A 13,760-nucleotide genomic window follows, 5' to 3' on the forward strand; every position below is an offset into this window, starting at 1 on the left:
GAGGTTATGAAAAAGATTAACAGATATACATACACCTTCTTACTCATGGCGACAGTTTGTTTATCGGCATGTAAAAAAGATAACTTAGAAGAAATTACCAAACTTGAGGTAAACAGGGTTTTTTCTAGTCCGGGTTTAACGGCAACCATAGTCAATAAAACTGGTGTTAAATTAACATGGAATGCTGTGCCAAACGCCACATCGTATACTGTTGAGGTATATGATAATGCCGATTTTACAGGTATTCCGGTAAAATCAATTGCCAGCATTACCGCGGCTCAATTACCTTATACCGTAACTGGATTAATAGGTGACACGCAATATTCAATCAGGGTAAAGGGTGTTGCACAAGGTGTTGCAGATTCCAAATGGGTTAGCACTTCTGCAAAAACAGAATCCGAGCAGATTTTTCAAACGGTAAACCAAACCAAACTAACCGCTAGTTCCGTTGTGTTGAACTGGACCCCTGGCGAAACAGCAACAACAATTACCATAACACCGGGAAATATTACGCATACGGTTACCGCAGCAGAGATTGCCGCTGGAGAAGCAACCATAACAGGCTTAACCGGAGAAACGGATTACTCGGCAAAATTACTGGCTGGTACAAAAGTTAGGGGAACGGCAACTTTTACCACACTTTATAATTTTACAGGCGCAACACTGGTAAGCCCATCAGATAACCTGGCGGCCCTGATTGCAAATGCCACTGCCGGGACTGTTTTTGGACTTGCACCAGGAACTTATACCGTAAACGCAGATGTTATGGCATCAAAATCAATTACCATCAGGGGAACAAAACCAACTGACAGACCGATTATTAATGGCATGGTTCTGAGATTAAAGGCCAATGCAGGTTTAACTGTGAAAGATGTAATATTGGATGGTACCGGATCGTTAAACGGGAATCAAACTTTTATCTACGATGAAGCATCTGATAATGCTTACGGCAATTTCGTGCTGGAAAATTCAGTTGTTAGAAACTATACCAAAGGGCTTTTCTATGTAAATTTAAAGGCACTTATCGAGTCGGTAACTTTTAAGGGAAATATTATTAACAATATCGAATGTAATGGTGGAGACTTTATCGATTTTAGATCGGGTTTGACCAAAACATTAAATTTCACCAACAATACCGTTTATGCCTCTGTTTTGGCCAGAGATTTTATCAGGATGGACCCGGCAGGCTCAACCAATTTCCCTAGCATAACATCCATTATTAATGTTGTTACCAATACCTTAAATGGAGTGAGCAATGGTGCTTCCAACAGGTTGTTTTACGTTCGACTAGCCAAACATGAGATTTACTTCTCGAAAAATATAGTAGCCAACTCTGGTGGTATTTTAACCAATCAGCTTTCTACGAACATTGTAGCGGCCAATTTTACAGCTAACAACTACTTCGCTGCCCCAACTTTTATTTCGGGCAGTGCAACTGCCGGCGCTAAATACGATGCCGGAACATTTACAACGCTTAATCCTGGTTTTACATCACCGTCTACAGGTAATTTTACCATCAGTCAGCAGGATTTAAAAACAAACGGAATTGGCGACCCGAGGTGGAGAAACTAATAACCTTCTTTAAAAGAGGCTGTATCATGTTGTAATTTCACCACTAATTTGTCACGTTGAGCCTGTCGAAACGCCTTAAAAACATTTCAATAGGTCCTTCGACAAGCTCAGGATGACAATTTATTTATGACACAGCCTCTTTTTTGTTGAAATTTAGCGTTAAGAATTTTCAATCCAATGACGAAGTCAACATTACTCCACATCGCTGCTGCCTTGCTGCTTTACGTCAGCGCTTGTTCAAGCGTTTACGCTCAGGATCCCAAATATCCATCAACTATAACCGTTGCTCAGGAGGGAAGTGCAAATTATAAAACCATACAGGAAGCCATAAATTCAGTTCGCGATTTAGGGGAACATGAAGTTAAAATTTATATTAAAAATGGCATTTACAAAGAAAAGCTGATTATCCCATCATGGAAAACCAAAATTGCTTTGATTGGCGAAAGTGCCGAAAATACCATTATTACCTTCAACGATTATTCGGGAAAGCCAAATCCAAATGATAAGGACCAGTTTGGCAATATGAACTTTAGTACATATACCTCTTTTACCACATTAGTTCAGGGGAATGATACCCACCTTGAAAATTTAACCATTATCAATTCATCTGGAAGAGTTGGACAGGCTGTTGCGCTGCACGTAGAGGGTGATCGCTTTATAGCAACAAACTGCAGGTTTTTAGGTAACCAGGATACGCTTTATGCTGCAGGTGAAAATAGCCGTCAGTATTTTCAGGGTTGTTATATAGAAGGCACAACCGATTTTATTTTCGGCAAGGCCACAGCAGTCTTTCAAAGTTGTACCATCAAAAGTTTAAGCGATTCTTACATTACGGCAGCCTCCACTTCAGCACAACAAAAATTTGGATTTGTTTTTATAAATTGTAAGCTCGTTGCAGATGCATTGGTAACAAAAGTTTATTTGGGCAGACCATGGAGACCTTATGCAAAAACGGTATTCATTAAATGCGATCTGGGTAAACATATTTTGCCCGAAGGCTGGAATGCCTGGAAAGGCGACAAGATGTTTCCAGATAAGGAATTGACTGTTTTTTATGCAGAATATAAAAACAACGGGAATGGTGCTTCGCCTAAAACCAGGTTGCACTGGGCAAAACAACTCACCGATAAAGAGGCAAAAAGCTATACCTTAGAACATATCCTGGGAGGAACAGATCAATGGAATCCAATCAAAAATTAATAAAATGAGACCAAATTCCCTTAAGATTTTTACGGCTGGAGTTTTAGCCATTTTATGCTCTTTTGCCCCGGTACAAAAGAAAACTAAGCTGTACATCATAGGCGATTCTACTGCCGCCAATAAAGAAGAAAAGGCATACCCTGAAACAGGCTGGGGAATGCCACTTCAATCTTACTTTAAAACCGATATTGCGGTTGATAACCGGGCAATGAACGGCAGGAGTACCAAATCGTTCAGGGCCGAAAAACGCTGGGACCCGATATTAGCACAATTAAATCCTGGTGATTATGTTTTTATCGAATTTGGACATAACGATGAGAAAGTTGATAAACCAGCCGTTGGCGTTTCGCTGGCCGATTTCAAAATGAACTTGATTAACTACGTTATAGAAACCAGAAGCAAAAAAGCTTTGCCGGTTTTACTCACCCCCATCTCCCGCAGAAGTTTCAAAAATGGCGTGTTAGTAGATTCACATGGCGATTATCCACGCATTACCCGTCAGGTGGCAGACTCACTTCAGGTTCCATTAATTGATATGCTGGCAAAAACCCAAAGTTTACTAACCCGCCTGGGAGATAAACCATCCATCAAATTATTCAATTATGTTGATTCGGGAAATGTAAATTATCCAATGGGCAAAAAAGATGATACGCATTTAAGTCCAGAGGGCGCTAAACAGGTTGCAGGATTGGTTGTGAAAGGGATTAAGGAGTTGAAGTTGAGTTTAGCGAAGAGTTTGAAATAAAATATACTTTGTCATCCTGAACGCTAGTGAAGGATCTTTTTTACCACCGAGTGCACCGAGAAATTCACTGAGTACACAGCGTTAGGCGTATAATTTCATTAATTGTCATCCTAAACGCTATTGAAGGATCTTTTTTACCACCGAGTGCACCGAGAAATTCACTGAGTACACAGCGTTAGGCGTATAATTTCATTAATTGTCATCCTAAACGCTATTGAAGGATCTCTTTTTTAAACGATCGAGTGCATCAAGATTAATATCTTCTTAATAAATAAGTTGATCCGGGTTCTGCCTTTCATCGTTTGAGGATTCTTCACTGCGTTCAGAATGACAGCATGCGGAAATAAAAAAGCCACAAATACACAGATGAACATCCATGTTTTTGCGGCTTGGTAATTATAAACCAGTTCGTTAAAAAATATACTTTGTACTTAAAAAGTTTGAGTCATCTCCTCTCACAATTTCATTTAATAACTTTTTATTATCATCTGTAAATTTAGTGGCCACCAAAGAGCGGATCGAGAATGAACGCAAGGCATCTACCACTGAAAGTGTACCTTCAGCACTGTCTTTACGGCCGGTGAAAGGGAAAGCGTCCGGTCCGCGTTGGCACTGGCAATTGATGTTTACCCGACTTACCTGATTAACCAAAGGATCGATCAATGAAGAAATTACCGCAGCATTGTTACTGAAAATACTGACCTGCTGGCCGTGCGGCGAATCAATTAAATATTCAATAGGCTCTTCCAGATCATCAAAAGGCACCACAGGCACGATCGGACCAAACTGCTCTTCACGGTAAAGTTTCATATTTCCGTTTACCGGATAAACAATAGCCGGGTAAACAAAAGTTTCTAACGTTTGTCCACCATTTTTATTGATCACTTTTGCCCCATGTGAAACGGCATCATCAATACATTCCTTTAAGTATTCAGGTTTGTTCAGCTCAGGGAGCGGGGTAAGGTTTACTCCTTTTTCCCAGGGCATACCAAATTTCAGTTTTTCTACTTCTGCAGATAAACGCTTTAAAAATTCCTGCGCCAAACTGCGGTGCACGTAGACGATTTTTATGGCAGTACAACGCTGTCCGTTAAAAGAAAGCGAGCCCAGTACCGTTTCAGAAACTGCCAGATCAAGATTTGCATCTTTGGTAATGATGGCCGCATTTTTGGCATCCAAACCTAAAATCGCCCTCAAACGGTTTACTTTAGGATGCAGCTTTTTCAGTTCGTTGGCCACTTTACTTGAACCAATTAAGGTAAGCACATTAATTTTACCAGATTTCATAAGGCCCGGAACAATCGTATTGCCACGGCCATAAATGGTATTCACCACACCTTTAGGAAAACTTGAACGGAAAGCCTCTAGTAAAGGATAGTGCAATAAAGTACCGTGCTTAGGTGGTTTGAATAAAAGGGTATTGCCCATAATCAAAGCCGGGATAAGCGTAGTAAAGGTTTCGTTTAGCGGATAATTGAAGGGTCCCATACAAAGTACTACACCTAGCGGAGAACGACGTACCTGGGCCACAATTCCCTGCTCGATTTCAAAACGGGATGACTGCCTGTCGATATCTTTCAACGCATCAATGGTGGCATAGATGTATTCAACCGTACGGTCGAATTCTTTAACCGAATCCGCATACGATTTTCCAATCTCCCACATAATCAGTTTGGCAACAATTTCTTTTTGCTCAATCATTTTATGCGTAAAGTTTTCTACACAGCTGATGCGATCGGCAACACTCATCGTTGGCCACTGTCCGCGGCCATTGTCGTAAGCCGCTACGGCTGCATCTAATGCCTCTGTCGACTCCTTCTCTGTACAAACCGGGAAACTACCAATACGCTTGCGTTTCAAGCCCTCAGGGGTTTTTACGCACACCGGAGAAAACACTTCATTAAATGGTCCATTCCATGCTTTCATTTCTCCATTAGAAAGAAACTCCTTTTGATTGATTTCTTCCTTGAGCCTAAATTCATCTGGAATCTGGCTCTCTTCAACGAAAATACTTTCGAGGTTTAGCGTTGTACTCAATTTTATTTGTTCTTAGGGTTAAATTAATGTTAAATCTATAGTTTAAGTATAGATTTATGTTTTAAAAAATTGTCAAAGATCCAGGCACAATAATATTGCCTAAATCTTTAATGGATTGAACTATTTAACTTCTATTACTTTATATTTTGGAACAAGTGTCTTCATTACCATCCAGCCAATCAGGTAAGCCACCGCACAGAAAGAGAAAACGATAAAATAACCGGCTTCTTTACCCTGAAAACCCATAAAAGTCATTTGCTTATCGCCGGCATAGGTAAACAGCACACCAGAACCTTTGTTGATAAAAAATGATCCCACGCCTCCGGCCATACCGCCAATTCCGGTTACAGTAGCAATGGCCTGACGAGGGAACATATCACTCACAGTGGTGAATATATTCGCCGACCAGGCCTGGTGCGCGGCACCTGCAATACCAATAATAATTACCGGCAACCAGTAGGTATAGTGACCTAAGGGTTGGGCCAATAAGGCTAACAGTGGAAAAAAGGCAAAAATCAACATGGATTTCATCCTGCCATCGTAAGGATTCATGTTTTTCTTGCCGATGAAATAAGATGGCAACCAGCCCCCAATAATCGACAATAAGGTGATTACATATAAAATAAATAATGGAAAAGCACTCTCGGTACCGCTCATTTTATAAATATCTTTCAGGTAAGCTGGCGACCAAAAAAGATAAAACCACCAAACCCCGTCGGTCATAAATTTACCAAAAGCAAAGGCCCAGGTTTGTTTAAACTTAAGGCAATCTGCAAATGATAATTTTTTTACAGGCGATGCTGCGGTAACCGTTTCGCTAATTTGCTCGTGTACAACTATATCTTGTTGGATATAGGCTAATTCTTCTTTATTTACACGCGAGTGCTTTTCTGGCTTGCCATAAAGTAAAATCCAGAATAACATCCAGATAAAACCTAAAGCCCCGATGATAATGAACGACATTTCCCAGCCATAAGCATCGGCAATGTACGGAATGGTAACAGGGGCGGCCAAAGCACCAACGGTTGCACCTGCATTAAAAATACTAGTGGCAAATGCACGGTCTTTTTTAGGAAAATACTCGGCTGTAGCTTTAATGGCTGCCGGAAAGTTTCCTGCTTCGCCAAGGGCCAGTACAAAACGGGCAAAAATAAACAGCGAAAGACTGGTGGACAGAATTAATGTAGTATTGCCAACAGTAGATAGTGCCTGTTTTGCGCCAGCAAAGCTCATTGCCCATGAACCGGTAATGATACCTGAAGTAGCAATGCCGCAAAAAGCATGGATACAAGCACCTACCGACCAAATTCCAATTGCCCAAAGGAAACCTTTTTTAGTGTCCATCCAATCAACAAACCGTCCTGCAACCAACATTGACCCGGCATAAAAAAGAGAAAACAATGCTGTAATGGTTCCGTAATCGCTGTCTGTCCAATGAAATTCGGGAACAAAATAGTCTTTCCAGGTAAGAGACAGTACCTGTCTATCTAAGTAGTTAATGGTTGTTGCAACAAATAACAGTGCACATATGGTCCATCTGTAATTGCTGATTTTTGGTTGGCTCATTTCGGTTGTAGGTGGTTAGGGGTTGGGTTTATTTACTTTGCTTGATAAGTTCAAGTGCCAGCTGTGTATTGTTGTAAAGCTCCTCGTAAAGCCCTTTGTTCATCACATCCTTACTAATTAATTTGCTGCCCATACCAACAGCACAAACCCCGGCTTTAAACCAGGTTTTTAAATTTTCGGCATTAATTTCTACACCACCTGTTGGCATAAACAGCTGTCCGGCGAAAAGATCTTTAATTGATGAAATAAATTCAGGGCCTAAAATATTTGCCGGAAAAATTTTGATCAACATGGCTTTGTGTTCTTGTGCCACGCTGATTTCGGTTGGTGTCATACAACCAGGTACCCAAAGCATGCCTATTTTGTTTGCAATTTCGGCTACCGCCGGATTTACGATCGGTGCCACGATAAAATCAGTTCCAGCTTCGATAAAAGCGTTGGCATCAGCAGGCGTTTTAATGGTTCCTATCCCCAGATAAAGATCTGGCATTTCTGCATCACGGATTTCTTTTAACTTTTTAAAGTTTGACAAGGCCGATTTACCGCGATTGGTATATTCAAAAACCCGAACCCCGGCTTTATACAAAGTGCGTAATATTTCTACACTACCCGGTTCGCTATCCTGATAAAATAGCGGTAACATGCCCTGCTCTAAAATGGCATCTAAAATTTTGTGCTTGTTGCTAATCATCGTATTATTCTTTTTTCTATATCGCCTACAGTACTGATTGTAGCATCACTTGGAATGTATAATTTATCGTATGCGGCAGCTGTGGCAAAATTTAACATTTCTTTGGCCGATAACTGGTTGTAAAAGCCATAAATCAGGCCAGCCATAAAACAATCTCCACTACCTACTTTATCCAAAATTTCTTCAGAAACATATTCTTCAGAAACCGTTAATTCGTTGTCTGTATAAATGGCGGTATAATACCGTATGCCCTTTCCATGGTCGAACCTGAAAGTATTGGCAACCGCTTTACATGCCGGAAACAAACTTAATATTTCTTTAGAAGTATCAGTTGCCTGTTGCAGTAACGTTTCCTTTGCATAACCCTCTGTTGGTGTTAAATCTTCGTGAAGCGCCGTGCCCAACATTTTGTTGGCTGCCCAAACGTTTCCCATAATCAGGGTACAATATTGAGCCAGTTCAGGCAAAATATCAATCGGTTCCTTTCCGTACTTCCAAAGCTTTGCACGATAGTTTAAATCAAGCGAAATGGTAATATTTTTTGCACTCGCCGCTTTTAATGCTTCCAGACAAACGTCAGCAATATTTTGATTAATGGCTGGGCATATGGCACTGAAATGGAACCAGGCCACATCATCAAAAACTTCGTCCCAGTTAATCTGTCCAACTTTTAAACCGGCATAGGCTGAATTGGCCCGATCGTAAATTACACCTGCATTTTTAAGGTCTTTCCCTTTAGGCAAATAGTATAAACCCAGGCGTTCACCATGGTAAACCATAGGCCCAGTATCAATATTGCGTACATTAAGGTATTCTACAATTTCACGGGTAACGGAATTATCGGGCACCGCCGAAAGGTAGGTTGAAGGTACATTCCACAAGGCCAAGGCAGTGGCTACATTAAGCTCGGCCCCACCTATATAAAACGGCAGTTTATTTTCTTTTAACCATTGTCCGTCCATATCCGGACAGATGCGCAGAAGTATTTCTCCAAAGCTTAAAACTTTTTTTCCTTTTTCTGATGAAGCGAATATTGGGGTGCTCATTTTTATATGTGATCGGCGTATTTCATCCTGTTTTCGGCAACCGAATGAAAAGGAAAGGAAAACGATTGAAATGATTTGATTCCAATAAAATACCCTCCCTAAACCTGATTTTAGTTAAAATTTAAAGTAGTTTTTTGCGTTAAAATACGAAATATCCTGCACAATTTTGCCCACCCATTCCAAATCATTAGGCAATTCGCCGTTCTCCATATCTTCTCCAAACAGGTTGCAAACAATCCTTCTGAAATATTCGTGACGTGGGAAAGAAAGGAAACTGCGCGAATCGGTAAGCATCCCTACCATGCGGCTTAAAAGCCCCATGTTTGATAAGGCATTTAACTGTTTGATCATCCCATCCTTCTGATCTAAAAACCACCAGGCCGAACCAAACTGTACTTTACCTGCAACGGAGCCGTCGTTAAAATTACCGATCATGGTGGCAATTAATTCATTATCGGCCGGGTTAAGATTATAAATAATAGTTTTAGCCAGTTTATCCTGGTTATCCAATCGGTTTAAAAATTTAGAAAGCATGCGGGCCTGGCTAAAATCACCTATTGAATCCCAGCCGGTATCAGGCCCCAATTGCCTTAACATGCGGGCATTGTTGTTACGCAAAGCACCAAGATGGTATTGCTGTACCCAGCCCTTTTCATGATGCCATTCTGCAAAATATACCAGCATAGCCGATTTAAACTTCAGGTTTTCATCATAGGAAATGTTTTGCTTACCACGGATTTTATCAAAAATTAATGCTATTTCGGCTTCAGTATAATCTTCAGCATAAATCTGTTCTAAACCATGATCAGAAACTGAACAGCCATTTGCTGCAAAGTAATCGTGGCGGCTTTTTAAAGCATCAATATAATCCTGAAAACTGCTGATGGTTTTATCGGTTACACCTTCCAGTTTGTCAATATATTCATTTAAGCCTTCAACGTCATCGCTGTTCATGGCCTTATCGGGACGGAAAGCGGGCAACATTTTAAGGTTTGCCCCTTCTCTGGCCAGTTGCTGATGAAAGTTCAGGCTATCTAAAGGATCGTCTGTGGTACAAACCGATTCTACATTCATTTTAGCTAACAAACCACGTACGGAATACTCAGGCGTTTGCAGTTTAGCAGCACATTCATCGTAAATTTTCCGGGCCGTTTTGCCCGAAAGCAAATCATTTATGCCGAAATAACGTTGAAGTTCCAAATGTGTCCAGTGGTATAGCGGATTACGTAAGGTATAAGGAACGGTTTCGGCCCATTTTTCAAATTTCTCGTAATCAGATCCTACTCCGGTAATGTATTTTTCATCAACACCATTGGCGCGCATGGCTCTCCATTTGTAATGATCGCCGGCAAGCCAAACCTTGCTGATATTGGCAAATTGCGTATTATTGGCAATTTGCTCTGGAATAAGGTGATTATGATAATCAATAATGGGCAGTGATTTTGCAAAATGGTGATACAGCTTTTCAGCCGTTTTGCTTTGCAAAAGAAAATTTTCGTCTAAAAAAGATTTCATGCTATGTAATTTGAGATAAGAGATCTGAGATGATCAAAACACTTATCTATTCATGTTTATTTATGCTCGGCCTATGTCTTCAGACCGGAACTCAATTTGTATTTATCTATCTGTGGTCAGTGAGGACACAGACCACGGCAACTGCAAGCAAAGGCGATTGTAAGGATAGCCGCACAAACCTCTGACCCTGGTCTTCAGACTTGGGACTAATAACTCTGGACTACAGACTAACGCCCCGTTTCCATGGGATAAAATCATCCTGGTTAAGCAATACTGCCTTAGGGATTACCTCGCCACTGGCCGCTTTAATGCAATATTCCAGGATATCTTCGCCCATTTGTTCGATGGTTTTTTCGCCCTCGATAACCGGACCACAGTTGATGTCGATAATATCGCTCATGCGTTTCGTCAAAGCGTTATTGGTCGATACTTTGATAGTCGGGCAAACCGGGTTTCCTGTTGGTGTTCCCAAACCGGTAGTGAACAAAATTAAAGTTGCACCTGACGCAGCCTTTCCTGTAGTGGCCTCCACATCGTTTCCGGGTGTACAAACCAGGTTTAAGCCGGGTTTTGTGGCTGGTTCGGTATAATCCAACACATCTTCTACAGGCGATGTTCCGCCTTTTTTGGCTGCTCCGGTACTTTTAATGGCATCCGTAATTAACCCATCTTTAATATTACCCGGTGATGGATTCATAAAAAATCCAGAACCTACATTTTCTGCAGCTTGGTTATAGGCCGTCATCAATTGGATAAACTTACGTGCGGCAGTTTCGTCTTTAGTGCGATCAATCAACTGTTGTTCGGCACCACAAAGCTCAGGGAACTCGGCAAGGAGCACAGTGCCACCTAACGCCACCAATAAATCGGAAGTGTAACCTACAGCAGGGTTGGCGCTGATTCCGCTAAAACCATCGCTACCGCCACATTTAACCCCCAATACCAATTTACTTAATGGTGCCGGCTGGCGCTCAATTTTATTGATTTCAGTTAAACCGTTAAAAGTTTTATGGATGGCTTCTTTAACCAATTGTTCTTCACTCTGCGATTGTTGTTGTTCGAAAACAAACAAAGGTTTATCGAAATTAGGGTTACGATGCTTCAGGTCTTCCATAAAATCGTGTACCTGCAAATTCTGGCACCCTAAGCTCAACACGGTTACACCAGCAACGTTAGGATGATCTGCATAGGCAGCGAGTAACTTGCTTAACACTGCAGCATCCTGACGGGTACCACCACAACCGCCCTGGTGATTTAAAAATTTAATGCCATCTACATTTTTAAACACCCGGTTAGCGGATGGATTAGCCAAACCGATAGCATCCGGATCAGCCTCACCTAAAATTTCACCGTTTTTATAAGCCTCAACCAGTTGGTGGGCGTAAGATTTGTATTTATCGGTTACTGCATAACCCAGCTCGTTGTGTAAAGCCTCGCGGATAACATCCAGATTGCGGTTTTCGCAGAAAACGGTCGGTATAAACAACCAATAATTTGCAGTACCCACGCGCCCATCGCTACGGATGTAACCGTTAAAGGTTCTGCCCTCGAACTTAGCCACATCAGGCGCATGCCATTCGTAATGGTACGGGCGGAATTCAAAAGGATCAGATGCATGTTTGGTATTTTCGGTATCCATTAAACCGCCTTTTAGGATAAAGTGCTGTGCTTTGCCTACCAACACGCCATACATCATGATGTGATCGCCCGGATTCATATCCTGCATAAAAAATTTATGCTTGGCCGGAATGTCATCCTGTAAAATATATTCCTGTCCATCGTAGATAACTGTTTCGCCTTTTGCCAGGTTTTGCAGGGCAACCAATACATTATCGTTGGGATGGATTTTTAAAATTCGAGTAACCATTTTAATTTGTTGTTTCTGAATGCAAGTTACTTAAAGTTTCTTTTGCACCCTTATTCTGTAATAAATCAACGTAAAATTTAACGGCTGCGTTAAAGCCAGGGTAATCATTCAGATTTTTGTCCCAAAGACGTTTGTCGCCAAGGATATGATCTACAACAGTTTCAGGGTCTTTCCAATATCCGTATAACACTTCCGCAAATTCATCTTGTATAGGGTAGGTTTTTCCATTTGCGCTCGCGGTGTAAGTTTCGCCATCTTTATTCACATTCATGAAAAGAATATAAGCGGCTACCCCCAAAGCAGTAAGCTGAGGCACTTCATTTTTTAAAGCATAATATCTCCTGATCAGCGGCACGTTGCGCATCTGCATTTTTGAAGTGAAGTTTAAGGTAATGGCCTGCCATTGGTGTTCTAAAGATGGATTGCTAAAGCGGTCGATTACACTTTCTGCAAAGGCAATCGCTTCGTCGTAGGTAATATCTTCATTCACTATAACTGGTGCAATTTCATCTTTCATCAATTTTAATACATTAGCCGAGAAATCTTTATTCGCCATAGCCTCTTTTACCGTATTAAAGCCTGCCAAAATAGCCAAACCGCAGCTTATCGTATGTGTACCATTAAGTAAACGGAGTTTTAGTTCTTTAAATTTATCAATGGAGGGAACAATGAAAATGCCTTTATCTGCTTTTGCGAAAGATAAAACCTTTGTTACTTTTTCGCTGGATGATTCGATTGCCCAAAGCCTGAAAGGTTCGGCCATGATCATCAGTTCATCTTCGTAACCCAGTTCGTTTTCAATGGCTCTTTGCGCTTCTTCCGGAAGTTTGCCTGGTACAATTCTATCAACCAAAGTTTTGCAAAAATGATTGGCTGTTTTTAACCAGTTTTCGAAATCCCATCCTAATTTATTCCGGATAGCCAGGTCAAGCAAAATTTCTTTTAGTTTATCGGCATTATCACTGATGAGTTCGGTAGGAACGATCACCATTCCGCTTTCTTCAGATCCGTTAAAGGCTTTATAACGTTCGTGCAAAAAGGCAAGCAGTTTACCCGGGTAAGATTGTGGCGGATAATCGGTGATTTTATCTTCACTTTTTACGATCCCAACTTCAGTGGTATTCGAAATTACGACCTGCATTTCAGGCTGGTGTGCTGCTGTTAAAATTTCTGCCCAATCTTGCGAAGCTGCCAGAACCCGACTTATTGAAGCATTGATGGAGTTTTCTTCAATACTTACCCCATCTTCAATACCTTTTACACAAAGCGTATATAAATTATCCTGTCTCGAAAATTCGTCTGCACCACCTTTTGAAGTAGATTTAACAACAATCACGCGACCGTTGAAAATCCCTTTCTGGTTGGCTTTATCAATAAAATAATCAGGTAAACCACGCAGTAAAACGCCCGTTCCAAACTGGATTACTTTTTCGGGCAAGGCTAAAATTTCGGCCGTAGGTTTTGTAACCTTGCCGTTATTAATGTTTTTTAAATTTTCTTTGTTTAAAATCATAATCTTGC

At 41.0% G+C, this 13,760-nt stretch carries 10 protein-coding genes; 3 read left to right on the forward strand and 7 right to left on the reverse strand.

Annotated features, from left to right (window positions below):
- The first annotated feature begins 6 nt into the window (after positions 1–6).
- From ABEG20_RS17350 to ABEG20_RS17360, 3 genes are all read left to right on the forward strand, one after another.
- Positions 7–1,572, forward strand: a complete 1,566-nt coding sequence (locus tag ABEG20_RS17350; protein WP_406824510.1) for a DUF4957 domain-containing protein — start codon at positions 7–9, stop codon at positions 1,570–1,572.
- A 177-nt stretch (positions 1,573–1,749) separates the two neighbouring features.
- On the forward strand, positions 1,750–2,772 hold the full coding sequence (locus ABEG20_RS17355; protein WP_406824511.1) for a pectinesterase family protein: 1,023 nt from the start codon (positions 1,750–1,752) through the stop codon (positions 2,770–2,772).
- A gap of 4 nt (positions 2,773–2,776) precedes the next feature.
- Positions 2,777–3,517 (forward strand): rhamnogalacturonan acetylesterase, encoded by a 741-nt coding sequence (locus ABEG20_RS17360; protein ID WP_406824512.1) that lies wholly within the window; start codon positions 2,777–2,779, stop codon positions 3,515–3,517.
- Between the two features lie 411 nt (positions 3,518–3,928).
- Here ABEG20_RS17360 and ABEG20_RS17365 read toward each other — a convergent pair whose 3' ends face one another.
- From ABEG20_RS17365 to ABEG20_RS17395, 7 genes are all read right to left on the reverse strand, one after another.
- Positions 3,929–5,554 carry an NADP-dependent glyceraldehyde-3-phosphate dehydrogenase gene (locus tag ABEG20_RS17365; RefSeq protein ID WP_406824513.1) on the reverse strand — a complete coding sequence of 542 codons (1,626 nt, stop codon included), beginning with the start codon at positions 5,552–5,554 and terminating at the stop codon, positions 3,929–3,931.
- 120 nt (positions 5,555–5,674) lie between these two features.
- On the reverse strand, positions 5,675–7,120 hold the full coding sequence (locus ABEG20_RS17370; RefSeq protein ID WP_406824514.1) for an MFS transporter: 1,446 nt from the start codon (positions 7,118–7,120) through the stop codon (positions 5,675–5,677).
- A 28-nt stretch (positions 7,121–7,148) separates the two neighbouring features.
- On the reverse strand, positions 7,149–7,811 hold the full coding sequence (locus ABEG20_RS17375) for a bifunctional 4-hydroxy-2-oxoglutarate aldolase/2-dehydro-3-deoxy-phosphogluconate aldolase (protein ID WP_406824515.1): 663 nt from the start codon (positions 7,809–7,811) through the stop codon (positions 7,149–7,151).
- On the reverse strand, positions 7,808–8,857 hold the full coding sequence (locus ABEG20_RS17380; RefSeq protein WP_406824516.1) for a PfkB family carbohydrate kinase: 1,050 nt from the start codon (positions 8,855–8,857) through the stop codon (positions 7,808–7,810). Before ABEG20_RS17380 ends, ABEG20_RS17375 begins: the two co-directional genes overlap by 4 nt.
- Positions 8,858–8,971: 114 nt before the next feature.
- Positions 8,972–10,372, reverse strand: coding sequence for a glucuronate isomerase (gene uxaC / locus ABEG20_RS17385; protein WP_406824517.1), 1,401 nt, complete (start codon positions 10,370–10,372; stop codon positions 8,972–8,974).
- Between the two features lie 220 nt (positions 10,373–10,592).
- Positions 10,593–12,239, reverse strand: coding sequence for a UxaA family hydrolase (locus ABEG20_RS17390; protein ID WP_406824518.1), 1,647 nt, complete (start codon positions 12,237–12,239; stop codon positions 10,593–10,595).
- A gap of 1 nt (position 12,240) precedes the next feature.
- A complete protein-coding gene (locus tag ABEG20_RS17395; RefSeq protein ID WP_406824519.1) occupies positions 12,241–13,752 on the reverse strand; it encodes a tagaturonate reductase in 1,512 nt (503 codons plus the stop codon).
- Positions 13,753–13,760 lie beyond the last annotated feature (8 nt).

This window comes from Pedobacter sp. KACC 23697, from assembly GCF_045348445.1.
Taxonomy (GTDB): Bacteria; Bacteroidota; Bacteroidia; order Sphingobacteriales; family Sphingobacteriaceae; genus Pedobacter.

What these genes read in the sequence shown, in the direction of transcription:
- ABEG20_RS17350 (WP_406824510.1), top strand. Translation starts at nt 7, where the DNA reads ATGAAAAAGATTAACAGATATACATACACCTTCTTACTCATGGCGACA.
- ABEG20_RS17355 (WP_406824511.1), top strand. Translation starts at nt 1,750, where the DNA reads ATGACGAAGTCAACATTACTCCACATCGCTGCTGCCTTGCTGCTTTAC.
- ABEG20_RS17360 (WP_406824512.1), top strand. Translation starts at nt 2,777, where the DNA reads ATGAGACCAAATTCCCTTAAGATTTTTACGGCTGGAGTTTTAGCCATT.
- ABEG20_RS17370 (WP_406824514.1), bottom strand. Translation starts at nt 7,120, where the DNA reads ATGAGCCAACCAAAAATCAGCAATTACAGATGGACCATATGTGCACTG.
- ABEG20_RS17375 (WP_406824515.1), bottom strand. Translation starts at nt 7,811, where the DNA reads ATGATTAGCAACAAGCACAAAATTTTAGATGCCATTTTAGAGCAGGGC.
- ABEG20_RS17380 (WP_406824516.1), bottom strand. Translation starts at nt 8,857, where the DNA reads ATGAGCACCCCAATATTCGCTTCATCAGAAAAAGGAAAAAAAGTTTTA.
- uxaC (WP_406824517.1), bottom strand. Translation starts at nt 10,372, where the DNA reads ATGAAATCTTTTTTAGACGAAAATTTTCTTTTGCAAAGCAAAACGGCT.
- ABEG20_RS17390 (WP_406824518.1), bottom strand. Translation starts at nt 12,239, where the DNA reads ATGGTTACTCGAATTTTAAAAATCCATCCCAACGATAATGTATTGGTT.
- ABEG20_RS17395 (WP_406824519.1), bottom strand. Translation starts at nt 13,752, where the DNA reads ATGATTTTAAACAAAGAAAATTTAAAAAACATTAATAACGGCAAGGTT.